This is a genomic window from Arthrobacter sp. BGA-UO-ETr-C19 (assembly GCF_059568005.1).
In genome coordinates, this window is record NZ_JCAQPC010000024.1 from 777,776 (window position 1) to 799,019 (window position 21,244).

Genomic DNA, 21,244 nt, shown 5'->3' on the forward strand with positions numbered 1-21,244 from the left:
ACGTCAGTCCGCGGCCGGCGGCGTCCGCCGTGAACCACGGCGCGGAGGTGCCGGCGGCACCTGTTTGGCGGCCACCACCCTGTCAAGGGGGATGCCGACGTCGGAACTCCGGGTCCGTACGGTGCACTCACTTTCGCCGCACCCCAGGAGGTCTCCCAGGGCGTCCGTAAAGCCGCCGTCGATCCTGTATCGCACCACCACGCGTGTTCCGGCCGGGGCCGTGGCCAGGAATTGCCGGGGTGTTGGTGGTGTTGGACTCACCCGTCCATCGTATGACGCGTCCGGAGTGTGACGCGCCCGCTTCGTTCGCGGGACCGGCCTGGGAGATAATAGGCTCTGAAGTGGACAGCCCGGCATGCAGGCCGGATGCAGCAACCGGCCAGCGCCGGGAATCAACGTGGAGAGGCAAGGGACGTGACGTACGTAATCGCGCAGCCGTGTGTAGATGTTAAGGACAAGGCATGCATTGAGGAGTGCCCCGTCGATTGCATCTACGAAGGCGAACGCTCCCTCTATATCCATCCCGATGAGTGCGTCGACTGCGGTGCATGCGAGCCTGTCTGCCCGGTGGAAGCCATCTACTACGAGGATGACACCCCCGAGGAATGGGCCGATTACTACAAGGCGAACGTCGAGTTCTTTGACGACCTCGGCTCCCCGGGCGGCGCCGCCAAGGTGGGCAACACCGGCAAGGACCACCCGATGATTGCAGCACTCCCGCCGCAGAACCAGGACCACTGAGGCGGACCCCTTCGTGACTACAGCTGTGCGCAGTTTCGGCCTTAGCCTGCCCGACTACCCGTGGGAAGCGATGGCGCCTTACCTCGCCAAAGCGGCTGAACACCCCGGCGGTGCGGTAAACCTGTCCATCGGCACGCCCGTGGACCCGACGCCGCCGGTCATCCAGGACGCCCTTAAGGCGGCCGCGGACGCGCCCGGTTACCCCACCGTCCACGGCACGCCCGCGCTCCGGGAGGCCATCGCCGGGTGGTTCGCCCGCCGCCGCGGCGTGGAAGGGCTCGATCCCCGCGCCGTTATGCCGACCGTGGGTTCCAAGGAACTTGTGGCGTGGCTGCCGTTCCTGCTGGGCCTCAAGCCGGGCGACGTCGTCGTCCGGCCTACCGTCGCCTACCCCACCTACGACATCGGGGCTACGTTCGCCGGGGCTACGCCGGTGGCGGCTGATGACCTCGACGAACTCGACGCGGCCACCCGGGCGAGGGTCCGCCTGGTCTGGGTCAACTCCCCGGGCAACCCCACCGGCAGCGTCCGGGATGCCGCATCCTTGAAGAAGATTGTGGACCAGGCCCGCGAAATCGGCGCGCTGGTGGCTTCCGACGAGTGCTATGCCGAGCTTGGCTGGGGGGATTGGGACCTGCAGCGCGGCGGCCAGGCGGTTCCGAGCATCCTCGATCCGCGCGTCGCCGGTGCGTCCCACGACGGGCTCCTCGCCGTGTACTCGCTGAGCAAGCAGTCCAACCTGGCCGGTTACCGGGCGGCCTTCGTCGCCGGGGATGCGGCACTGATGGCCAACCTCGTTAACAGCCGCAAGCATGCCGGCATGATCGTGCCGTACCCGGTGCAGGAAGCCATGCGGGTGGCCCTGGGCGACGACGCGCACGTCCTCGCCCAGAAGGACCTGTACCGCGGACGGCGGGAGCGGCTCCTGCCGGCGCTCGAGTCCTTCGGACTGACGCTGCACGAATCGGCTGCCGGCCTATATTTGTGGTGCACCGCGGGCGAAGCCACCTGGGACACAGTGGCACGCCTCGCGGAGCGGGGGATCGTGGTGGGTCCGGGCGTGTTCTACGGCGACGCCGGGCACGGCTATGTGCGCGTGGCCCTCACCGGAACCGATGAACGGATCGATGCCGCGGTGGACCGCCTGGCCTAGGCGGGATCCCTGTCGTTACGCCGGCTTCGTCAGGTGCGCTCAGTCCCCGAGGGGTGACTTTTGACGCTCCGGACGCCGTAACAATGGTGTGACTCGCACCACAACGGGCCTGTTTTGGGGATAATTTGGCCTTCCCGGATTAGTGGCAACCTGCAAGTGGCGGTAGTTTTTAACTGACTATCAATGGTGGCTTTCTACAAGAAGGCAGCACGGCCGTTGGATGTCCCGCCGTGCGGGATGCCGCGCGGCTCACCTGATGTTGGATCAAGCTTTCTAGGGAGGCCAAGAGGCCTCATGAAGGGGACTCCATGACTGAGACCACCAGCGCAACTGAGACCACCAGTGCGATCCTGCGCCACGCAGGCGGCGAGCTCGAGCTCCCGCGCATCAAGGTTGTTGAGGGAAACGAAGGCTACGACGTTTCCAAGCTACTGAAGCAGACCGGCGCCGTTGCCTTTGACCCCGGCTTCATGAACACGGCCGCCACGACGTCGGCCATCACCTACATCGACGGCGACGCAGGCATCCTGCGGTACCGCGGCTACCCGATCGAGCAGCTGGCCCAGCACTCCAGCTTCCTCGAAGTCTCGTACCTGCTGATCTACGGCAACCTCCCGACGCCCACCGAGCTGGAGGACTTCGACCAGAAGATCCGCCGCCACACCCTGCTGCACGAGGAGCTCAAGGGCTTCTTCGGCGGCTTCCCCCGCGACGCGCACCCGATGCCCGTGCTGTCCTCGGCCGTGTCCGCGCTGTCCACGTTCTACCAGGACTCCCTGGACCCGTTCAATGACGAGCAGGTGGAGGTCTCCACCATTCGCCTCATGGCGAAGCTGCCGGTCATTGCGGCCTACGCGCACAAGAAGTCGATCGGGCAGCCGATGCTGTACCCGGACAACTCCATGAACCTCGTGGAGAACTTCCTGCGCCTGAGCTTCGGCCTGCCGGCCGAGCAGTACGAGCTCGACCCGGTAGTGGTCAAGGCCCTGGACCTGCTCCTCATCCTGCACGCGGACCATGAGCAGAACTGCTCCACGTCCACGGTGCGCCTGGTGGGCTCCTCCAACGCCAACCTCTTCGCGTCGGTATCCGCAGGCATCAACGCCCTGTTCGGCCCTGCCCACGGCGGCGCCAACGAGGCTGTCCTGAAGATGCTCCGCCAGATCCAGGCCGACGGCGTCAAGCCCGAGGACTACATGGAGAAGGTCAAGAACAAGGAGGACGGCGTCCGCCTCATGGGCTTCGGCCACCGGGTCTACAAGAACTACGACCCGCGCGCCAAGATCATCAAGGCCACCGCACACGAGGTCCTCAGCAAGCTCGGTGGCCACGACGAGCTCCTGGACATCGCCATGCGGCTGGAGGAGAAGGCCCTCGGCGACGACTACTTCATCCAGCGCAAGCTGTACCCGAACGTGGACTTCTACACCGGCCTGATCTACAAGGCCATGGGCTTCCCGGAGAAGATGTTCACTGTGCTGTTCGCCATCGGCCGCCTGCCGGGCTGGATTGCCCAGTGGCGCGAAATGATCAACGATCCCAACACCAAGATCGGCCGTCCGCGGCAGCTCTACACAGGAGAGCCCGAGCGGCAGTACCCCGCCCGCTAGATCCCCACTGGCCAAACCCCGCACGCCCGGTTCGGTCCCATTCAGCGGAGTCACGACGGCGGCCGCCCACCTTCCGGTGGGCGGCCGCCGTCGGCGTTTAAGGCTGCGAATTGGGCGGCTGCGCGCCACCGCGGTTTCGGGGCACACCCGTGCTAAAAACAAGAGTGCCGAAAATCGTGGACGCCGCGCAGCGCCGGCAGGAGATCGTTGGAGCCGTGTGCAGGATCATCGCCACGGACGGCCTGGAACGCGCGTCCCTGCGGGAAGTGGCAGACGAGGCCGGCCTCGCGGTGGGGTCCGTGCGGCACTACTTCGACAGCAGCGATGACCTGCTGGCCTACTCATTTGCGGCGGTTTCGGACAGGCTCCTGACCCGCCTCAACAAAGCGCTTGCCGGGCTCGGGCGCGCAGCCGATGGACCGGACACGAACCGGGCGGTATTAACACTCCTGGGCGAATTCCTGCCCCTCGACGAAGAACGCGCCCAGGACGCGTGTGCCTGGCTGGCCTTCAGGAACGCGGCGAGGATCCGGCCCTTCCTGTCCGCCGAGGCGGACAGGAGCCACCGGGCCGTGGCCGCCGTCGTCGGCCAGGTGATCACCCGGCTCCTGGCCGAGGACGATGCCACCGGGGCCGGTGCCGGGCCGCAGCTGGTGACGGCGGCCGAACACCTGCTCGCGACCCTGGACGGACTGGCCATGCACGCCCTGCTGCAGCCGGGCTGGATGTCCCCGGAAATGTGCCGTGACGTGCTCGAAACCCACATGGAAGGGCTTCGCAGGAGGGTCAGCGCCAGCCATTAACCTCCCCGGGCTGGGGGAATAGACTGAAAGCCGGAGAACGGGTTGCCGGCACAACGGGGTGGAAAACAAGATGCCAAGGAGGCATACGCATGCAGCACACAGGCGGTCCAGGCTGGCGAATCACTATGGACACGTCGGGGCCCATGCTCATTGCCCTTTATATACGTGATGTTGCCGGGCTCGACGGCGCGGGCTTTCCGGCGCTTTCGCATGCCGCACCGAAGGTCCGCCATGTGGACCACGCCCATCTCACCGCCGAAGTGGGCGGCAAAAGCGCCCTGAAAACGGAGTGGGAAGCCTGGTGGGAGCAGCTCCTCAAGGCCCACCCGCAGATGTCCCCTGAACTGTCGCCCCCGGGGTTCCGGTCCTTCGCCAACTCGCCGGCGCTGCGCAAGGTCCTGCAGGCGCACTTCGGGGCAGCCCTGACCTGGGCCAGGGAGCGGCGGGCGGAGTACGCCGAACTGGAGGCCGAACGGGTGGCCGGGGGCTCCGCGCACCTGCTCGAGGACATCGTGGAGGACCGGCTCCTGGAGGTGGGCCGGGACTCACGGGACTTTGCGCTGACGATCATCGAGCTGCCCCTGGATGAGCAGCGGGCGTGGTACCTGGAGCCGGACAAGATCATCATGAGCCATGAGCTGCTGTCCCAACCTGAGGTGTTCCGCAGCTATGTGCAGCCGGTTGTGGAGATCCTCGTCTAGAGCTTGGGGTCCAGGGGGTCAGATTCAGGACGCGTTGGCAGCAAGCGTGATGACCACGCGGCCGCCGGCGTCAGGTGCATCCTGCCACCCGTTGCGGGCCTTCCTGTCCCAGCGCTTTCCGTCCACGTCCACGCGCTCCACCGAGTACTCTTTGGCGTTTGCCACTGCCCAGTGGGCCACGGACCAGGCAAAGCTGTCGGTGACATCGACCTCCAGCGCCTGGCCGGTCGCCGTCGTGGGGATGCTTCCGTAGGAGGCTTCCAGCTCCATGAGCAGGGCGGCGGGGTCGCCGGCAGTGTCCGGCGAGCGGAGCGTGCAGTTCAGGGCAGCCGGGGACTCGCCGGTCAGCGCCGAGGCGAAAGACCGTCCCATCGCCTCGTGTTCGGCGTATGCCGCCGGGTAGGCGGAGCGCTGGACCCGCTGGGCGGCGTCGGTAATGTCCAGCGTGGCATAGCCGGGCACCTTCACGAGGGCATCGTAGAAGGCGTTCGTGGCATAGATCGGGTCCATGACCTGATCCTGGGTGCCCCAGCCCTGTGACGGGCGTTGCTGGAAGAGCCCCCTGGAGTCCGGTCCGGCAAGGTCGCCGTGGCCGATGTTCCGAAGCTTGGACTCCTGCATGGCGGTGGCCAGGGCAATGCTGGCTGCCCGCGGCGGGAGCCCGCGGCGCACCGAGACAGCCGTGATCAGCGCCGCGTTCGCAGCCTGGTCGGTGGCCAGGTCGGCCCGCTGTGAGCCGGCGGCGGCGGTACATTCCTCTGTGATCAGCTGTTCGGAGCGCTGCAGCAAAGCGGCCGCGGTGTAGATGCCGCCCGCGACCAGAACGAGGGAGAGGCCGGTGATGGCAGCCCCGCGCAGCCTGCGTCTGCGTGTCACGTGGTTACTCCAGCAATCTGCCGGCACGCCCTTCTGGGTGGCGTGCCGGCTATGTCCTCACGGTCAGTTGGCGTGCGGTCAGTTGGCGTGCAGGGCGTCGTTCAGTTCCACGGTCTGGCCCCGGCGGGGCAGGACTTCAACTTCACCGGTGGTGGAGTTGCGGCGGAAGAGCAGGTTCGGCACCCCGGACAGCTCGACGGCCTTAACGATCTTGCTGGTGTCCTCGCCGTCGGCATCCTTGGGACCGGCAACGCGGACCCGGGTGCCTGCCGTGACGTACAGGCCGGCCTCCACCACGGAGTCGTCTCCGATGCTGATGCCGACGCCGGAGTTGGCGCCCAGCAGGACGCGCTGGCCCAGGGATACCTTCTCCTTGCCGCCGCCGGAGAGGGTGCCCATAATCGAGGCGCCGCCGCCGACGTCGGTGCCGTCGCCGGCCACCACGCCGGCGGAAATACGGCCCTCAACCATGGAGGTCCCCAGCGTGCCGGCGTTGAAGTTCACGAAGCCCTCGTGCATGACGGTGGTGCCCTCGGCGAGGTGGGCACCCAGGCGCACGCGGTCGGCGTCGGCAATGCGGACGCCCGCCGGGACGACGTAGTCCACCATGCGCGGGAACTTGTCCACACCGTAGACGGTGACGGCGCCGCGCTTGCGCAGCTTGGCGCGGGTCAGTTCGAACCCGTCCACGGCGCACGGGCCGAAGTTGGTCCAGACGACGTTCGGGAGCTTGCCGAAGATACCGTCAAGGTTGATGCTGTTGGGCTGGACCAGGCGGTGCGAGAGGAGGTGCAGGCGCAGGTAGGCGTCGGCGGTGTCGGCCGGGGCTTCGTCCAGGTTGATCTGGACGAACACCACCTTCTGCTCGGTGCCGCGGTCGGCGTCAGTGCCGGTGGCCGCGATGTCCGTCAGGGTTTCGTCGGCGTTTTCCACGGCGCGGAGGCTTTCGGCGGCCACACCGAGGGCGGGGGCCGGGAACCAGGCATCCAGCACGGTGGCTTCGCCGTTCCGCGTGGCGATGGTGGCTACGCCGAATCCATAGGCCGAACGGGTTTCGTCGGACAGTGTCTGGGCAGCGGGCACGGCGGAAGAAGCGGTTTCAGTCATGCGCCAAGTCTATCGAGACGAGGTGCACGCACCGAAACCGGTCCGCGCGTATCTGAGTCGCATTTCGGGGCGTTCCCAGCGCTGGGAACGCCCTGAGCTGCCACCCAGTTGGGACGGGCAGGCGCGGGATACAGTGGGATGGTGATTGCCGAAACAGCCCCCGTAACCCTTGACCTGCGCCAGGATGTGGCACTGCTGACCTCCGCGCTGATCGACATCAACAGCGTCTCCGGGAACGAGCGCGAGCTGGCCGACGCCGTCGAGTCGGCACTCCGCCAGCTGCCAGGCCTCGAACTGGTACGCGACGGCGACTCCATGATCGCCCGGACCAACCTCGGCCGGAGCGAGCGGGTGATCCTGGCTGGCCACCTGGACACGGTGCCGTTGCCCGTCACGGAAGACTCGCTGGGAACGGTGCCGTCCACCTGGCCGTCCGGCGTCCCGGGCGAGGGCGTCCTGTACGGCCGCGGGGCCACGGACATGAAGGGCGGCGTTGCCGTCCAGCTTGCACTGGCGGCTTCCATGTTCGATGGCGGGGCGGAACCGAACAAGGACGTCACCTTTGTGTTTTACGACCATGAGGAGGTGGAGGCCGTCAAGAGCGGGCTGGGCCGGCTGGTGCTGAACCACGGCGGGCTCCTCGGCGGTGACTTTGCCATCCTCCTCGAACCGACCGACGGCACCGTGGAGGGCGGCTGCAACGGCACCATGCGGTTCCACGCCACCACCTCCGGCGAGGCTGCACACTCGGCCCGGGCCTGGATGGGCCGCAACGCGATCCACGCCGCCGCGCCCATCCTGGAGCGGCTGGCGGCGTACAGCCCGCAGACCGTCACCGTGGACGGCCTGGACTACCGTGAAAGCCTGAATGCGGTGAAGATCCACGGCGGCACCGCGGGTAACGTCATCCCGGACCGCTGCGTCGTGGAGATCAACTACCGTTTCGCCCCGGACAAGACCCCCGACCAGGCCGAAGAGCACGTGCGCGTGCTGCTGGACGGGTTTGACGTGGTCCGCACAGACAGCGCCGCCGGCGCACGGCCCGGACTGAACCACCCTGCTGCCGCGTCCTTCGTTGCCGCAGTGGGCGGCGAGCCGAAACCCAAATACGGCTGGACCGACGTCGCCCGCTTCAGCGAACTGGGCATCCCGGCGGTGAACTTCGGGCCCGGGGACGCGCTCCTGGCGCACAAGGACAACGAGCACGTGGAGGCCGAAGCCATCCGTACCTGCCTTCGGGCACTGCAGACGTGGCTGTCCTGAGCAATATGTCCTGAGCATGCTGTCCCGAGCCTCGGACGTCCAGGCACCGGCAGTTCAAACACGCACCAAAGACGAAGGGTCCGCAGCCGGATGGCTGCGGACCCTTCGCTGTAAATGACTGCCGTTTATTTCACGATGGTGGAGACACCGGCGGTGGGGGCCTTCGCCACTCCGCCGGCGGCCTTCTTGGACCCGTGCCGCTCGATCCAGATGGCCAGCCGGGACACTGCCAGGTTGATGGCGATGTAGATGGCCGCTGCCACGAAGAAGACCGGGAACAGGAACTGCGGGCCCAGGAAGTCGGCCATCACCTGCACCGCGCGCAGCAGCTCGCCGTAGGCCACGATGTAGCCCAGCGAGGTGTCCTTCAGCAGGACCACCAGCTGCGCCACCAGGGACGGCAGCATGCGGCGGACCGCCTGCGGCAGCTCGACGCTCAGCCGGGACTGGAAGCTGGTCAGGCCGATCGCCAAACCTGCTTCGCGCTGCCCGCGGGGGAGGGACTGGATGCCCGCCCGGATGATCTCCGCGAAGATCGCGGCGTTGTAGAGCACCAGGCCGGCCACCACGGCGATGAACGAGCTGGTGGCAAAGACCAGCAGCACGAACAGCATCATCAGGACCACGGGCATGCCGCGCAGGAACTCGAGCACGATCCTGGTGGGAACCCGGATCCAGGCCACATCGGAGATGCGCATCAGGCACAGCAGAAGTCCCAGCGGAAAGGCAATGACCGCCGCGATGGCCGCCGCGCTGAGCGTCGCACCGATGCCGTTGGCGAGGAGTGTCCAGACATCAGCCTGGCCGAAGATAGCCCAGCGCTGCGCCTGGAAGATCCCCTGCTGGGCGAGGGTCATGATGGCCCAGGCCAGCAGGGCGGCGATCAGCACGACCCCGATCACGGAGCCGATCAGCGAGACACGGCGGGCCTTGGGCCCCGGAACGTCGTAGAGAACCGAAGTCATCGGGCGATCGCCACCTTTCGTTCGACCTGGTGGGCAAGGTAGCCCAGCGGCACGGTGATCAGGAGATAGAAGAAGGCAACGCCCACCAACACCCACATGACGGCGTCGCCATGGTCGTTAGCCAGCTGCTTGCCGTAGCCGAACAGCTCCAGCACGAAGAAGGCGCCGGCCACGGAGGAGTTCTTGACGAGCGCGATGAGGATGTTGATCAGGGGCGGAACCACGGTCCGCAGGGCCTGCGGCAGGATGATCAGCGACAGAACCTGGCCAAATTTCATGCCGATGCTGCGGGCTGCCTCAGCCTGGCCGACGGGAACGCTGTTGACGCCGGAGCGGACCGCCTCGGCGATAAAAGCGGACGTGTAGGCGCTGAGGGCGATGATCGCCGCGATTTCGAACTGCTGGAAGGTCACACCGAGCCGGGGCAGGACCACCGCCGCGAAAAAGAACGCGATGGTCAGCGGGGTGTTACGCACCACCTCCACATAGGCCATGCTGAAGCCCCGGAGGGCGGCAACGGGGGAGACCCGGGCGGCGGCCAGCAGGGTGCCCACAACCAAAGCGATGATGCCGGAAACGGCGGCCAGGAACAGGGTTCTGAGAAAGCCGTCCCAGTATTGGGGGAGGCTTTCAATGATGACGTCCATAGGATCCTTTAGCTGCGTTCAGAAGAATGTGCGGAAAACGGAAGCGGCGGTTACCGGCAGCAGGCTGTGGCACAGCCGCCGGTAACCGCCACGATCGTTCTAGTAGCGGTCGATGGCCGGAAGTTCCGGTGCCGTCTTAATGACCGCGCCGGCCGTATCTTCCCAGGCCTTCTTGTAGGAGCCGTCCTTGCCGAAGCTTTCCAGCTGGTCGTTGATCCAGTTGCGGAACTCGGTGTCGTCCTTCTTCACGCCGATGCCGTAAGGCTCCTTGGTGAAGGTCTCGTCGGATGCCAGCTTGAACGCATCAGGCTCCTTGTTAACGAAGCCTGCAAGGATGACGTTGTCAGTGGTCACCGCTTCAACCTGCTTGTTGCGGAGCGGTTCGAGGCAGGCCGAGTAGGTGGAGGCCGGCACCAGGACTGCGCCGTACTTTTCCACGATGGTGGAGGCCGGGGTGGACCCGGTGACAGAGCAGACGTTCTTGCCCTTGACGTCCTCAGGCTTGGTGATGGACGTGTTGTCCTTGTTCACCATCAGCGCCTGGCCCGCTTCGTAGTACGGGCCGGCGAAGGCGACCTCAGTCTTGCGCTTGTCGTTGATGGTGTAGGTGGCCACGATCAGGTCCACCTTGCCCTGCTTGATGAACTGCTCGCGGTTGGCCGATACAGTCTCGACCCATTCGATCTTGTCCGCGGGGATGCCCAGCTTGGCGGCGAGCAGCTTGCCGATTTCGACGTCGAAACCGACCGGCTTGCCGTCCAGGCCCTTCTGGCCGAACAGCGGCTGGTCGAACTTGGTTCCGATGGTCACCTTGCCGGCGGAGGCGAGCTTTTCCATGGTGGTACCTGCAGCGAAGCTGGGCTTCTCGACCGGGGTGGGGTTGGAGCCGGTCCCGGTGCCGCCGCCGCCGCAAGCGCTCAGGGTCAGAGCGAGGGCCGCGGATGCTGCTGCCAGAAGGGATTTCCTCCGGGTCAAAAATGCCTTCATGACATTCCTTTCATTGGGCGGCCGCCGGTGACGGCCTGGGTGCGAAATCGGGTGGTCTTGAAGTTGGTGGGGACTGCTGAATCGGTTGTCAGTGCGTGAGCAGCTTGGACAGGAAGTCCTTGGCGCGGCTGCTCTGGGGATTAGTGAAGAACTCCTCGGGAGTGGCGTCCTCCACGATTTGTCCGTCAGCCATGAACACCACACGGTCGGCGGCCTTGCGGGCGAAGCCCATCTCGTGGGTAACCACGATCATGGTCATGCCCTCCTTGGCCAGCTGGATCATGACGTCCAGGACCTCATTGATCATCTCCGGATCGAGCGCCGAAGTGGGCTCGTCGAACAGCATGACCTTGGGCTTCATGGCGAGCGCGCGTGCGATGGCCACACGCTGCTGCTGGCCGCCGGAGAGCTGAGCCGGGAGCTTGGGCGCCTGGTGGCCCACACCCACCCGCTCAAGCAGGGCCATGGCCTCCTTGTCCGCTTCCGCCTTGGAGACGCCCTTGACCTTGATGGGGCCCAGGGTCACGTTTTCCAGGATGGTTTTGTGCGCGAACAGGTTGAAGGACTGGAACACCATGCCGACGTCGGCGCGGAGCCGGGCAAGCTCCTTGCCTTCCGCAGGCAGCTGCTTACCGTCGATGGCGATATCGCCGTCGTCGATGGTTTCCAGCCGGTTGATGGCCCGGCACAGGGTGGACTTGCCCGAGCCTGACGGGCCGATGACCACAACCACCTCGCCCTTGCGGACCTGGAGATTGATGTCCTTCAGAACGTGAAGCTGACCGTAATGCTTGTTAACGGCATTCAGGGAGACGAGTGCGTCGCCTGGCAGTTGAGTAGTCATAAGAACGAATCTAGCGAACATTGCCCGGTTATGACCGTAATCACTCCAACTTCCGGTTGATCGTAATTCAAGAGATACCTGCTGGTCAGCAGGTTAGCCTTGGGGGATGAGCATCAACGCAGATCCGTCAAAATCAGTACAGCCCCGCCGGAAAGGGCCTCTCGAGCTGCGCCGCAAGCAGGCTGCCGTGGAGATGTCGGATCAGCGGCTGCTCGACACCAAGGGCCCGGGCCACTTCATCCATACCGACCCCTGGCGCGTCATGCGGATCCAGAGTGAGTTCGTCGAAGGCTTTGGCGCCCTCTCCGATCTGGGCCAGGCGGTCAGCGTATTCGGCTCAGCGCGCACAAAGCCCGGCAGCGTGTACTACGACATGGGCGTCGAAGTGGGCCGCAAGCTGGCCGAAGCAGGCGTGGCCGTCATCACCGGCGGCGGCCCCGGCTCGATGGAAGCCGCCAACAGGGGAGCCGTGGAAGGCAACGGCGTCTCGGTCGGCCTCGGCATCGAGCTGCCCTTCGAGCAGGGCCTGAACCAATGGGTGGACCTCGGCATCAACTTCCGCTACTTCTTCGCGCGTAAGACCATGTTCGTGAAGTACGCCCAGGGCTTCATCGTTCTTCCCGGCGGCCTCGGCACCCTTGACGAGCTCTTCGAGGCCATGGTCCTCGTGCAGACGCAGAAGGTGACCTCGTTCCCGATCGTCCTGCTGGGTGCGGCGTTCTGGGGGCCCATGATCGAATGGATCAAGGGGACCCTGGTGGCTGAGGGAATGGTCTCCGCGAAGGACCTTGACCTCATCCAGGTGGTGGACTCCCCGGAGGAAGCCGTGAACCTTGTCCTCCACGGCCACGTCCGGGCGCCCTCCACCAACGGCGACCAGCGGCCCGAGTAGCGGCGGCCCAGGTAAGCGGCCAGGGCGGCGGCTGCGCGGGTAAGCGGCAGGCAGGGCTTCGTCTGGCACGATTGGTGGTGTGAGTTTCTTCCTCGTTTTCCTCGCCATCGTCCTGATTGGAGCCACCGCCCTCATCGGGACCGACCTCGGGGCGGGCATGCTGCGGAGGAAACGCGCCCGTGCGCCTCTCGCCAGGGCCGGCTTCAACGACGGGTTCGATGAACCCGTGGCGTCGCTGCCTCCGGTGCTGCTTCCCGACCACGCCACGCCTGCCGACGTCGACCAGGTCCGGTTTGCGCTGGGGCTGCGGGGTTACCGGATGGACCAGGTGGACCAGGTGCTGGATGACCTGCGGGACCAGTTGGCCGCCAGGAACGCCGAAATCAAAAGCCTCCGCGAGCAGCTTCGCGCGTGCGTCGAACAGCCGGCCCTGGCCGAACAGCCGGCACGGGCCGAACAACCGGCAGGGGCCGAACAGCCGGCCCTGGCCGAACAACCGGCCCTGGCCGAACAACCGGCACGGGTCGAACAGCCGGCTCTGGTCGAACAGCCCGCCGCCGAGGACCGGACGTGAGCTCTCCAATGCCGTCCCCGGGCCCCGTGCCGCCAGCAACAGTTGAACCCCCGTCGTCGGATCATGGGACGCGGCTGGACACGGCGTTCCGGACCGCCGCGGCACGGCTCGGCGGCCGTCTGGTCCGCTGGCCCTGGTGGGCCCAGGTGGCCGCGGTCTACGTGGCCGCCCGGCTGGTCAGCGCCTGCATCTTCATGTCGGCCGCCCTGCACCAGGGACTTAACCCCTGGTTCCCGGCCAAGCCCGACTACTGGAACTTCATCAACATCTGGGACGCGCGCTGGTACGAGTCCGTCATGACCGGCGGGTACCCGTCCGAACTCCCGGTGGATGCAGCCGGCAATGTCCAGGAGAACACCTGGGCCTTCTATCCGCTGTTTCCAACGCTGGGGCGGATGCTCTCCACTGCGACGGGCATGAGCCCCGCGGCCGCCCTCATCCTGATCGCGATGCTCGCCGGACTGGCGGCATCGCTGGTGGTCTACCAGTTGTTCCGCACCCGGACAGCCCACTGGCCGGCGCTGTGGGGCGCAGCAATTTTCTCCACCTTCCCCGTCTCGCCGGTGCTCCAGGTGCCCTACGCGGAATCCCTGAACCTCCTGCTGCTGGCCGCCGCGCTGCTGCTGGTGGTCCGCCGGCACTACCTGTGGGCCATCCCCGTCGTTCTGGCCATGTGCCTTTCCCGGCCCACGGGCGTTCCGTTTGCTGCGACTATCGGGCTCCTGTTCCTGTACCGCGCCGGTGAGGCCTGGCTCGAGGCACGGAACCACCGGCTGGCCGCCAAGGGGCGCCCAATCCACAGCCGGAACGAACTGTGGTCCCTCGCCGGGCTGACCGCCGTCAGCGGTGCCGGCGCCCTCGCCTGGCCCGCCATCGCGTGGGCGGCCACCGGCGATATCGCCGCCTACACCAAGACTGAGACCGTATGGCGCGGAGACGACCTCGTGCCCTTCAAACCCTGGTTCGACACCGGCGTCCTGCTGTTCGGGCCTGTGCTGGGGCTCGTGGCACCGTTCGTCTTCGTGGCGGTGTTCGGGCTCTTCATGGCCTCGCCGCCGGTACGCCGGCTGGGTACGGAACTCCGGCTGTGGTGCGTGTGCTACATGGGATATCTTGTGGTGTTCCTGCACCCGCAGACCAGCACGTTCCGCATGCTGCTGCCGCTGTTTCCGCTGGCCCTAGCTGCCGCGCTCGTCTCCCGGTCCCGGGCCTACCGCGGTGCCGTGATCACCATGTTCGTCCTGCTGCAGATCGTGTGGGTGGTGTGGCTGTGGGCGTGGGCGCAACTGCCGGGCGGAGGGGACTATCCGCCGTGACGGGGCCGGGGTTTCCCCAGATCAGCCTGCAGAAGGGCGCAGGAATCCGCGCGTGAACGAATTGTCCATCGATTAGCTACAGACGGGTAATTACAGGATAATAGGTAATAAGCAAGGACATAAAGCATTCGGATTGTTCAGCCATGGCGGCTGCCGAAGGGACCGCCAGAGCGGCTTGTTTTGACCACGCGGACTCAGCCCGGCCGGGCTGCTCGGTCCTGGGACTACTGGAGGGGATATTCCTCATGGCGGCTATGAAACCACGCACCGGCGACGGCCCTATGGAAGTAACCAAGGAGGGCCGCAGCCTGATCATGCGTGTGCCGCTCGAAGGCGGGGGCCGGCTCGTGGTTGAACTTAATGCCACAGAAGCGGCCAACCTCAAGGACTGCCTCGTCGGCGTCACCGAATAAGAATAATGGCAGGGCCCGCAGCCGGATGGCTGCGGGCCCTGCCTTTTTCGTATCCTGGGCCGGCCGCTGCTGGCCGCCCTCTTACGGACCTGCCTATTTCTTGACCGCCACCAGCAGCCCGTCACCGGTGGGGAGCATGGCGGAAGCCAGCCGGTCGTCGTCGCGCACGGCCCTGCCCACTTGACGCAGCACAACGGTGGTTGCGTCGCGGGCCGCCGGATTGGACACCCTGTCCTTGTCCAGGGCGTCATTGACGATCAGCAGGCCGCCGGTCTTGAGCAGGCGCACGGCCTGCTCCACGTAGCGCGGAAAGTTGGGCTTGTCCCCATCGATGAAGACGAGGTCATAGGCGGCGTCGGTGAGCCGCGGCAGGACATCGCCGGCACGGCCGGAGATGGTGCGGGTGCGGTTGGCCGGACTGCCGGCCTCCTGGAACGCCTCCCGCGCGGCCTTCAGGTGCTCCACGTCCACGTCGATGGTGGTGAGCACGGCCTGCGGGCCGAGGCCGCGGAGCAGGCAGACGCCCGAGACCCCGGCGCCGGTACCGATCTCGACGGCGGTCTGCGCCTTGGATGCCGCGGCCAAGACAGTCAGCACGGCGCCAACGCCACGGCCGATGGGTGTCACGCCAAGCTCGAACGAACGCTCCCGGGCGCGCAGCAGGACCTCATCCTCGGCAGGCAGATCTTCTGCGTAGGACCAGCTCGTGGACTTATCGGCGCTCATGGATTTCGCTTTCTGGGCGGCAGGGGGCATGTTCTTACAGGGTACTTGGTTGGACGGTGCCTGAGGGGCAAGTGACAGCGGGGACGCCTGTGATGGCGCATACTCTTACGCTGAGCGGCGAATGGCGGAGAAAATCCCCGGAGCCCGGGCATGAAATTCGGGGCAAGAGTTGCGCTTTTAGCAAAGAGCGGCCCCGCAGTCAGGAAATTCCCAGTCAACTTTGACATGATAATAATCCGCTCATCCAAGTGGTGATCGGCGCCGAACCAATGATGTAAAGCACGTCAGGCGTTATTACATCCACGAGGGGAGTGGACGATGTCAGCATCCGTTGCGGCACCTGTCCCTGCAACTGAAGAGCAAGCTGCCGAGTGGGCAATGCCCACATGGGAAGAAGTGGTCACCAACCACTCCGCCAAGGTGTACCGGCTCGCTTACCGGCTTACCGGTAACAAATACGACGCCGAGGACCTCACCCAGGAGGTGTTTGTCCGCGTCTTCCGTTCCCTGGAGAACTTCAAGCCGGGAACCCTGGATGGCTGGCTGCACCGGATCACCACCAACCTCTTCCTGGACCAGGCGCGGCGCAAGAGCCGCATCCGCTTCGACGCTCTCGCTGAGGACGCCGAATCACGGCTGCCCGGCCGGGAACCCGGCCCCGAGCAAAGCTTCGAGCTCAACAACCTGGATCTCGACGTCCAGGCCGCCCTCGAGGAACTCCCGCCGGACTTCCGCGCCGCTGTGGTCCTGTGCGACCTTGAGGGACTGTCGTACGACGAAGTCGCCGAGGCCCTGGGCGTGAAGCTGGGCACGGTGCGTTCACGCATCCACCGCGGCCGGACCATGTTGCGCGAAAAGCTTGCCCACCGGGATCCGCGCCCGCAGCAGGCGCGCAAGCCGCGGCTGAAGATGCCCCGCATCGCCGGCGTTCTCTGATCGGCGACATGCGTCAGCTACATCGCTTGCTGGAGGGGCTCAGGACGAAGACAGGGTTTCCGCCGCTTGCCGGCGGACGGCACCCGCAGACGGCGGACCATATGCGCGCGTGCGCCGAATGCGCCAGCGCGCTCCACCGGCAGCGCCAGTACATTGAGCGACTCCGTACTGCCGCAGTCCCGGCCGCCAGTGACGAACTGACGGCGCGGCTCCTGCTCCGCACCCAGCAATTGGCCATGGCGCCGGACCCCGTTTCCCGGCCCGGCCGGATGATGCTTGCGGGACTGGCCGGCGGGGTGGCCGTGGTGGCGGCAGGGGCCGTTGCCGCCGGAGCCTATGCGGCGGCGGGCGACCCCATGCAGTACGCCGCGGGCACGGCCTCCCTCTATGGCCAGTCCGGGCATTCCCCGGGAACGGACAGCCGCCTCGCCGCGCTCCGTTCCTCCGGCTGGACCTGCCCTGAACTGCGTGCCATGGGCTTCCACCTTGTTTCTGCCAGCACAACGGTGCTGGCGGGCCAGCCCACGGTTGAACTGCGCCTCACGGACGGGCAGCACACGGCACGGATTCTGGAACAGCACCAGGGATCGCCGGCAGCGCCCTGGCCGGTGAACCCCCTGACCGGCCACCCGGCGGGAAGCGACGGATACGTCGCCGCCGACCTGCCGGGAACGACGGCGGACGGCCAGGTCTGGGTCAAGGCGGGGCAGCCGTGGAGTGCGATCTACCAGACGCCGCGGAGCACCTTCACCTACGTGTCGGACCTGCCCGCCACCTCCGCCGACGACGCCGTGGCGATGCTCGCGGGGACCGGAAGTGCGGCCAGCCCAGGCCTTGCCGCCGGGACGGACGCAGCCGGCGGCAGTACCGCAGCGCAGGAGACTGTGGTGGACCGGGTCGAGCGAGGCCTCCGTAAAATAGCCCGCCAGTTGGGGCTTTGAGACGCTTCCCCGTCCCTGCAGCATGCCCCAAGACGGCGCTGGCGGAGCCGAAATCGTCACTGCCTCCCCGGAGAGGGTAATCTTCCTAAAGTGTTTGGAATCAACGGCCCGGAGTTTATCCTTCTGCTGCTCATCGGCATTCTGGTGATCGGCCCCCAGCGGCTGCCCGAATACACCCAGAAACTGGCAAACCTGGTCCGTGAAGTGCGTCGGATGGCCTCCGGTGCGCGGGAACAGATCAAGGAAGAAGTCGGCATCGACATCGATGACGTCGACTGGAAGAAGTACGATCCGCGCCAGTACGATCCGCGGCGCATCATCAAGGAAGCGCTCCTCGAAGATGACACCAAGCCGGTCAGTGCCGGCGGTCCGGCGGCAGTAGCCGCTGCGGCATCGGCCGCAGCTTCCCACACCGAGGAGCGCCCGGCGCGCATCATCGAAAGCCTGGGTGTGGGCGAGCGGGCCCCTTTCGACTCCGAGGCGACCTAGCGGATTTCGTCCCCAACCGCCCCATCACCTCGCAGGTCCCCACCGGCTCCCAGCCTTCGCAAGCTCAGGCCGGGCCCCTCGCCGGCGTGGGCCCCGGCCAGGGAACCCGGCGGTCGTGGCCCAAGGCTCAATCAGCGGGGCTGGACGTCCAGCTTCATCCCGGCCAGTCCCCGCGGCCTGGCCGCGAGCTTGCCTGCGATGCCGGACAGCGCCGCCGCGGCGGGCGTGTCCGGGCCGCCCAGGACGATGGGATTGCCTGAGTCGCCGCCTTCCCGCAGGAGAATGTCCAGCGGAATCTGGCCCAGCAGCGGCACGTCCGTGCCGGTCGACGCGCTGAGCCTTTCGGCGAGCACCTCCCCGCCGCCGGTGCCGAACAGTTCCATCCGGCCGCCGTCGGGCATTTCCAGGAACGACATGTTCTCGATGACCCCGGCCACTGTCTGCCCGGTCTGCGTGGCGATGGCGCCGGCGCGCTCTGCGACGTCGGCCGCGGCGGCCTGGGGAGTGGTGACTACCAGGATCTCGGCCTTGGGCAGCAGCTGCGCCACCGAGATGGCAATGTCGCCGGTGCCTGGCGGGAGGTCAAGGAACAGCGCGTCAAGGTCGCCGAAGTAGACGTCGGTGAGGAACTGCTCGAGGGCCCGGTGCAGCATGGGTCCGCGCCAGGCCACGGGCTGGTTGCCGGTGACGAACATGCCGATGGAAATGACCTTCACGCCGTAGGCGACCGGCGGGAGGATCATGTCGTCCACGCGGGTGGGAGCCTGGGTGATCCCCATCAGGGCCGGCACCGAGAAGCCGTACACGTCCGCATCCACGATGCCCACTCGCAGTCCCTGTGCCGCGAGGGCACAGGCGAGGTTGACGGTCACCGAGGATTTTCCCACCCCGCCCTTGCCGCTGGCCACCGCAAAGACCTTGGTCAGGGATCCTGGCTGGTTGAACGGGATGCCCCGCTCGCCGCCGGGGCCGCGCAGCTGCTCCTTCAGTGCGTCGCGCTGCGCCTGCGTCATGACCTTCAGGTCCACCTCGACGGCGGTCACGCCGGGAACGCCCAGCAGCGCCGCCTCGGAGTCCCTCGTGATCGTGTCGCGCAGCGGGCAGCCGGCAATGGTGAGCAGCACCGCCAGGCGGACGGTCCCGTCGTCGGAGATCTGCACGGAGTCCACCATGCCCAGCTCGGTGATGGGGCGCCGGAGTTCCGGGTCGATGACGGTTGCCAGGGCAGCGTTGACTGCCTGAACGAGGGTGGTGCTCATGCCGTGGTGCTCAGCTTTCGGGAGAGGAGGGTCGGTGGGCTGCCCGGCCCCGCGTTTTTTCGGACTTGACCTTGGGGATCTGCTGCGTGCGGGGATTGCGTTGCTTCTCCCGCTTCTCCTTCAGCTTCTCCCGGACCAGTTCGCGCGGCGATTCGTGGCTTCCTGGCCCCGACGGCTCGTGCGTGCGGAGCTCCTCCTGCGCCTCCAGCAGGTCCTCCAGCAGGCTGCGCAGCTCCGCCCGGACGTAGTCACGGGTGGCGACTTCACGCAGCGCGATCCGCAACGAGGCCAGTTCCCGCGTGAGGTATTCGGTGTCCGAGAGGTTGCGCTCCGCCCGCTGGCGGTCCTGCTGCAGCGACACGCGGTCCCGGTCGTCCTGGCGGTTCTGCGCGAGCAGCAGCAGCGGCGCGGCATAGGACGCCTGCAGGGACAGCATCAGCGTCAGGAGCGTAAACCCGAGTTCGACCTTGTCGAACTGCCAGGCCGTGGGGGCGAAGGTATTCCAGGCCAGCCAGAATACACAGAACACGGTCATGTAGAGCAGGAACTGCGGCGTGCCCATGAAACGGGCGAAGCCCTCCGTGGCGTGGCCGAACGCATCAGGGTTCGGCGAAAACTTGGGGAGGATTCTCTGGCGGCCGCTCAGCGGCGTGTCCAGGCTTCCCTGGCCTGCCGGCTTTCCGCCCGGGCGAGTTCCCTTTGCCGTGTTCTCAGCCAATGCGGCCACCAAGCTTCCTGACCGGGGCCTCGCCGTCGTTCGCCCGCCAGTCATCGGGCAGCAGATGGTCCAGGACGTCGTCCACTGTCACTGCGCCCACCAGCCGGCCGGCCTGGTTGACCACCGGCAGCGAGTTCAGGTTGTACGTGGCGAGCGTGCGGGCGACTTCGCTGATGTGGGCCAGGTCCGAGAGCGGCTCCAGGTTCTTGTCCACGAGGTTGCCCAGCGACTCGAACGGCGGGAAACGCAGCAGCTGCTGGATGTGCACCACGCCGAGGAACCGGCCGGTGGGGGTTTCCAGCGGAGGACGGGCGATGAAGATGGACGAGGCGAGGGCAGGGGAGAGTTCCTCGCGGCGGACGTGGGCGAGGGCCTCGGCCACCGTGGCTTCGGGCGGCAGGATCACGGGTACAGGGGTCATGAGGCCGCCGGCGGTGTCCTCGTCGTATTCGAGGAGGCGCCGGACGTCCTCGGCGCCTTCGGGCTCCATCAGCTGAAGGAGTTCCTCCGCCTGGGCGGTCGGGAGTTCGCCGAGGAGGTCGGCGGCATCGTCAGGGTCCATCTCCTCCAGCACGTCAGCGGCGCGCTGGACGTCGAGGGCGGAAAGGATTTCCACCTGGTCGTCCTCGGGCAGCTCCTGCAGGACGTCTGCGAGCCGCTCGTCCTGTAGTTCGCTCGCCACTTCGAAACGCCGCTTGTCGCTCATTTCCTGCAGCGCCTCCGCGAAGTCCGCGGGTTTGAGGTCCTCGTGGTTGGCCACGAACTGGGTGGCTGCCTGCGGTTCTGTCTTCGCTCCCTGGTGCGCGTCGGCCCAGTCGATGATCATCGTTTCGTTGCGGCGCAGCCTGCTCAGGGGCGCCAGGGAATGTCCCCGCCGGACGAACAGCTTGCTCACGAACCAGTCACCTGAGCGGTGCTGGTCCATTGCGATGTCCTCGATGGTGGCGTCGCCGCTGCCGTCCGTCAGGGTGACCCGGCGGTCGAACATTTCGGCCACCACCAGGGTCTCGGCGCCGCGCTGTTCGAAGCGCCGCAGGTTGACCAGCCCGGTGCAGATGACCTGCGTCTGGTCGATGGAGGTGATGCGGGTCATGGGGACGAAGACGCGTTTTTTGCCGGGAACTTCGACGACGATGCCCACCACGTGCGGGGCGCCCCGGGTTCCGCGGGAGAGCACGACGACGTCACGCAATCGTCCCAGCCGGTCGCCCAGAGGATCGAAGACGTCCAGTCCCAGGAGACGCGCAACAAAGACGCGGGTAGGATTCGTGCTCACCTCTACA

At 66.5% G+C, this 21,244-nt stretch carries 24 protein-coding genes; 13 read left to right on the forward strand and 11 right to left on the reverse strand.

What is annotated here, in order from left to right:
- Window positions 1-3: 3 nt before the first annotated feature.
- Window positions 4-261, reverse strand: a complete 258-nt coding sequence (locus tag AC57BR_RS22530; protein ID WP_496364627.1) for a putative acetyltransferase — start codon at window positions 259-261, stop codon at window positions 4-6.
- Window positions 262-414: 153 nt separating this feature from the next.
- Between AC57BR_RS22530 and fdxA the strand changes: the two genes are divergently transcribed.
- The 5 genes from fdxA to AC57BR_RS22555 all read left to right on the forward strand — a co-directional run bounded on the left by fdxA (window position 415) and on the right by AC57BR_RS22555 (window position 5,008).
- The gene (fdxA, locus tag AC57BR_RS22535; protein WP_026265673.1) at window positions 415-741 is read left to right on the forward strand and encodes a ferredoxin; all 327 of its coding nucleotides are present in this window, start codon (window positions 415-417) and stop codon (window positions 739-741) included.
- A gap of 13 nt (window positions 742-754) precedes the next feature.
- Window positions 755-1,894: a succinyldiaminopimelate transaminase gene (gene dapC, locus AC57BR_RS22540; RefSeq protein WP_496364630.1), complete on the forward strand. Its 1,140-nt coding sequence runs from the start codon at window positions 755-757 to the stop codon at window positions 1,892-1,894.
- 308 nt (window positions 1,895-2,202) lie between these two features.
- Window positions 2,203-3,504: a citrate synthase gene (locus AC57BR_RS22545; RefSeq protein WP_314191411.1), complete on the forward strand. Its 1,302-nt coding sequence runs from the start codon at window positions 2,203-2,205 to the stop codon at window positions 3,502-3,504.
- A 164-nt stretch (window positions 3,505-3,668) separates the two neighbouring features.
- The gene (locus AC57BR_RS22550) at window positions 3,669-4,307 is read left to right on the forward strand and encodes a TetR/AcrR family transcriptional regulator (RefSeq protein WP_496364632.1); all 639 of its coding nucleotides are present in this window, start codon (window positions 3,669-3,671) and stop codon (window positions 4,305-4,307) included.
- A gap of 89 nt (window positions 4,308-4,396) precedes the next feature.
- Complete coding sequence (locus AC57BR_RS22555) at window positions 4,397-5,008, forward strand: hypothetical protein (RefSeq protein WP_496364634.1); 612 nt, start codon at window positions 4,397-4,399, stop codon at window positions 5,006-5,008.
- Between the two features lie 24 nt (window positions 5,009-5,032).
- Here AC57BR_RS22555 and AC57BR_RS22560 read toward each other — a convergent pair whose 3' ends face one another.
- A complete protein-coding gene (locus AC57BR_RS22560; protein WP_496364636.1) occupies window positions 5,033-5,884 on the reverse strand; it encodes a hypothetical protein in 852 nt (283 codons plus the stop codon).
- A 78-nt stretch (window positions 5,885-5,962) separates the two neighbouring features.
- Window positions 5,963-6,991, reverse strand: a complete 1,029-nt coding sequence (gene dapD, locus AC57BR_RS22565; protein ID WP_496364638.1) for a 2,3,4,5-tetrahydropyridine-2,6-dicarboxylate N-succinyltransferase — start codon at window positions 6,989-6,991, stop codon at window positions 5,963-5,965.
- Window positions 6,992-7,129: 138 nt separating this feature from the next.
- Here dapD and dapE point away from each other — a divergent pair, with 138 nt between their 5' ends.
- The gene (dapE, locus tag AC57BR_RS22570) at window positions 7,130-8,254 is read left to right on the forward strand and encodes a succinyl-diaminopimelate desuccinylase (RefSeq protein WP_496364640.1); all 1,125 of its coding nucleotides are present in this window, start codon (window positions 7,130-7,132) and stop codon (window positions 8,252-8,254) included.
- 125 nt (window positions 8,255-8,379) lie between these two features.
- Here the strand turns inward: dapE and AC57BR_RS22575 are convergent, their stop codons facing one another.
- The 4 genes from AC57BR_RS22575 to AC57BR_RS22590 all read right to left on the reverse strand — a co-directional run bounded on the left by AC57BR_RS22575 (window position 8,380) and on the right by AC57BR_RS22590 (window position 11,697).
- A complete protein-coding gene (locus AC57BR_RS22575; RefSeq protein WP_496364642.1) occupies window positions 8,380-9,219 on the reverse strand; it encodes an amino acid ABC transporter permease in 840 nt (279 codons plus the stop codon).
- Window positions 9,216-9,866, reverse strand: a complete 651-nt coding sequence (locus AC57BR_RS22580) for an amino acid ABC transporter permease (RefSeq protein WP_307104102.1) — start codon at window positions 9,864-9,866, stop codon at window positions 9,216-9,218. The genes AC57BR_RS22575 and AC57BR_RS22580 overlap by 4 nt, the downstream gene beginning before the upstream one ends.
- Before the next feature lie 99 nt (window positions 9,867-9,965).
- A complete protein-coding gene (locus AC57BR_RS22585) occupies window positions 9,966-10,853 on the reverse strand; it encodes a glutamate ABC transporter substrate-binding protein (RefSeq protein ID WP_496364644.1) in 888 nt (295 codons plus the stop codon).
- Between the two features lie 88 nt (window positions 10,854-10,941).
- Window positions 10,942-11,697 (reverse strand): amino acid ABC transporter ATP-binding protein, encoded by a 756-nt coding sequence (locus AC57BR_RS22590; RefSeq protein WP_043419610.1) that lies wholly within the window; start codon window positions 11,695-11,697, stop codon window positions 10,942-10,944.
- A 106-nt stretch (window positions 11,698-11,803) separates the two neighbouring features.
- On the opposite strand from AC57BR_RS22590, the gene AC57BR_RS22595 reads away from it, so the two are divergent.
- The 4 genes from AC57BR_RS22595 to AC57BR_RS22610 all read left to right on the forward strand — a co-directional run bounded on the left by AC57BR_RS22595 (window position 11,804) and on the right by AC57BR_RS22610 (window position 14,892).
- Complete coding sequence (locus tag AC57BR_RS22595) at window positions 11,804-12,589, forward strand: LOG family protein (protein ID WP_496364646.1); 786 nt, start codon at window positions 11,804-11,806, stop codon at window positions 12,587-12,589.
- A gap of 79 nt (window positions 12,590-12,668) precedes the next feature.
- Window positions 12,669-13,163: a DivIVA domain-containing protein gene (locus tag AC57BR_RS22600; protein ID WP_496364648.1), complete on the forward strand. Its 495-nt coding sequence runs from the start codon at window positions 12,669-12,671 to the stop codon at window positions 13,161-13,163.
- The gene (locus AC57BR_RS22605) at window positions 13,160-14,479 is read left to right on the forward strand and encodes a putative hexosyltransferase (protein WP_496364650.1); all 1,320 of its coding nucleotides are present in this window, start codon (window positions 13,160-13,162) and stop codon (window positions 14,477-14,479) included. Before AC57BR_RS22600 ends, AC57BR_RS22605 begins: the two co-directional genes overlap by 4 nt.
- 245 nt (window positions 14,480-14,724) lie before the next feature.
- Window positions 14,725-14,892 carry a DUF3117 domain-containing protein gene (locus AC57BR_RS22610; protein WP_003805139.1) on the forward strand — a complete coding sequence of 56 codons (168 nt, stop codon included), beginning with the start codon at window positions 14,725-14,727 and terminating at the stop codon, window positions 14,890-14,892.
- Between the two features lie 93 nt (window positions 14,893-14,985).
- Here the strand turns inward: AC57BR_RS22610 and AC57BR_RS22615 are convergent, their stop codons facing one another.
- Window positions 14,986-15,618 carry an O-methyltransferase gene (locus AC57BR_RS22615; protein ID WP_306924642.1) on the reverse strand — a complete coding sequence of 211 codons (633 nt, stop codon included), beginning with the start codon at window positions 15,616-15,618 and terminating at the stop codon, window positions 14,986-14,988.
- Between the two features lie 318 nt (window positions 15,619-15,936).
- On the opposite strand from AC57BR_RS22615, the gene sigE reads away from it, so the two are divergent.
- The 3 genes from sigE (at window position 15,937) to AC57BR_RS22630 (ending at window position 17,984) form a co-directional block, all read left to right on the forward strand.
- The gene (gene sigE, locus AC57BR_RS22620; protein WP_003805137.1) at window positions 15,937-16,554 is read left to right on the forward strand and encodes an RNA polymerase sigma factor SigE; all 618 of its coding nucleotides are present in this window, start codon (window positions 15,937-15,939) and stop codon (window positions 16,552-16,554) included.
- An 8-nt stretch (window positions 16,555-16,562) separates the two neighbouring features.
- Window positions 16,563-17,495: an anti-sigma factor gene (locus tag AC57BR_RS22625; RefSeq protein WP_496364653.1), complete on the forward strand. Its 933-nt coding sequence runs from the start codon at window positions 16,563-16,565 to the stop codon at window positions 17,493-17,495.
- Window positions 17,496-17,585: 90 nt separating this feature from the next.
- Window positions 17,586-17,984: a twin-arginine translocase TatA/TatE family subunit gene (locus AC57BR_RS22630; protein ID WP_003805135.1), complete on the forward strand. Its 399-nt coding sequence runs from the start codon at window positions 17,586-17,588 to the stop codon at window positions 17,982-17,984.
- A 131-nt stretch (window positions 17,985-18,115) separates the two neighbouring features.
- Here AC57BR_RS22630 and AC57BR_RS22635 read toward each other — a convergent pair whose 3' ends face one another.
- From AC57BR_RS22635 to AC57BR_RS22645, 3 genes are read right to left on the reverse strand one after another with little or no spacing between them, the layout of a single operon-like run.
- Window positions 18,116-19,243, reverse strand: coding sequence for an Mrp/NBP35 family ATP-binding protein (locus tag AC57BR_RS22635; protein WP_496364656.1), 1,128 nt, complete (start codon window positions 19,241-19,243; stop codon window positions 18,116-18,118).
- 10 nt (window positions 19,244-19,253) lie between these two features.
- Entirely contained in the window at window positions 19,254-19,973 is a 720-nt protein-coding gene (locus AC57BR_RS22640) for a DUF1003 domain-containing protein (RefSeq protein ID WP_496364658.1), read from the reverse strand.
- A complete protein-coding gene (locus tag AC57BR_RS22645; RefSeq protein WP_377998069.1) occupies window positions 19,954-21,237 on the reverse strand; it encodes a magnesium transporter MgtE N-terminal domain-containing protein in 1,284 nt (427 codons plus the stop codon). The genes AC57BR_RS22640 and AC57BR_RS22645 overlap by 20 nt, the downstream gene beginning before the upstream one ends.
- Between the last annotated feature and the right edge of the window lie 7 nt (window positions 21,238-21,244).

Excerpts from the sequence above, each read along its gene's own strand:
- AC57BR_RS22625 (WP_496364653.1), top strand. The coding sequence starts at position 16,563 with ATGCGTCAGCTACATCGCTTGCTGGAGGGGCTCAGGACGAAGACAGGG.
- AC57BR_RS22590 (WP_043419610.1), bottom strand. The coding sequence starts at position 11,697 with ATGACTACTCAACTGCCAGGCGACGCACTCGTCTCCCTGAATGCCGTT.
- AC57BR_RS22615 (WP_306924642.1), bottom strand. The coding sequence starts at position 15,618 with ATGAGCGCCGATAAGTCCACGAGCTGGTCCTACGCAGAAGATCTGCCT.
- AC57BR_RS22635 (WP_496364656.1), bottom strand. The coding sequence starts at position 19,243 with ATGAGCACCACCCTCGTTCAGGCAGTCAACGCTGCCCTGGCAACCGTC.
- AC57BR_RS22545 (WP_314191411.1), top strand. The coding sequence starts at position 2,203 with ATGACTGAGACCACCAGCGCAACTGAGACCACCAGTGCGATCCTGCGC.
- AC57BR_RS22585 (WP_496364644.1), bottom strand. The coding sequence starts at position 10,853 with ATGAAGGCATTTTTGACCCGGAGGAAATCCCTTCTGGCAGCAGCATCC.
- dapE (WP_496364640.1), top strand. The coding sequence starts at position 7,130 with ATGGTGATTGCCGAAACAGCCCCCGTAACCCTTGACCTGCGCCAGGAT.
- AC57BR_RS22580 (WP_307104102.1), bottom strand. The coding sequence starts at position 9,866 with ATGGACGTCATCATTGAAAGCCTCCCCCAATACTGGGACGGCTTTCTC.
- sigE (WP_003805137.1), top strand. The coding sequence starts at position 15,937 with ATGTCAGCATCCGTTGCGGCACCTGTCCCTGCAACTGAAGAGCAAGCT.
- AC57BR_RS22555 (WP_496364634.1), top strand. The coding sequence starts at position 4,397 with ATGCAGCACACAGGCGGTCCAGGCTGGCGAATCACTATGGACACGTCG.
- dapD (WP_496364638.1), bottom strand. The coding sequence starts at position 6,991 with ATGACTGAAACCGCTTCTTCCGCCGTGCCCGCTGCCCAGACACTGTCC.
- AC57BR_RS22575 (WP_496364642.1), bottom strand. The coding sequence starts at position 9,219 with ATGACTTCGGTTCTCTACGACGTTCCGGGGCCCAAGGCCCGCCGTGTC.
- AC57BR_RS22610 (WP_003805139.1), top strand. The coding sequence starts at position 14,725 with ATGGCGGCTATGAAACCACGCACCGGCGACGGCCCTATGGAAGTAACC.
- AC57BR_RS22595 (WP_496364646.1), top strand. The coding sequence starts at position 11,804 with ATGAGCATCAACGCAGATCCGTCAAAATCAGTACAGCCCCGCCGGAAA.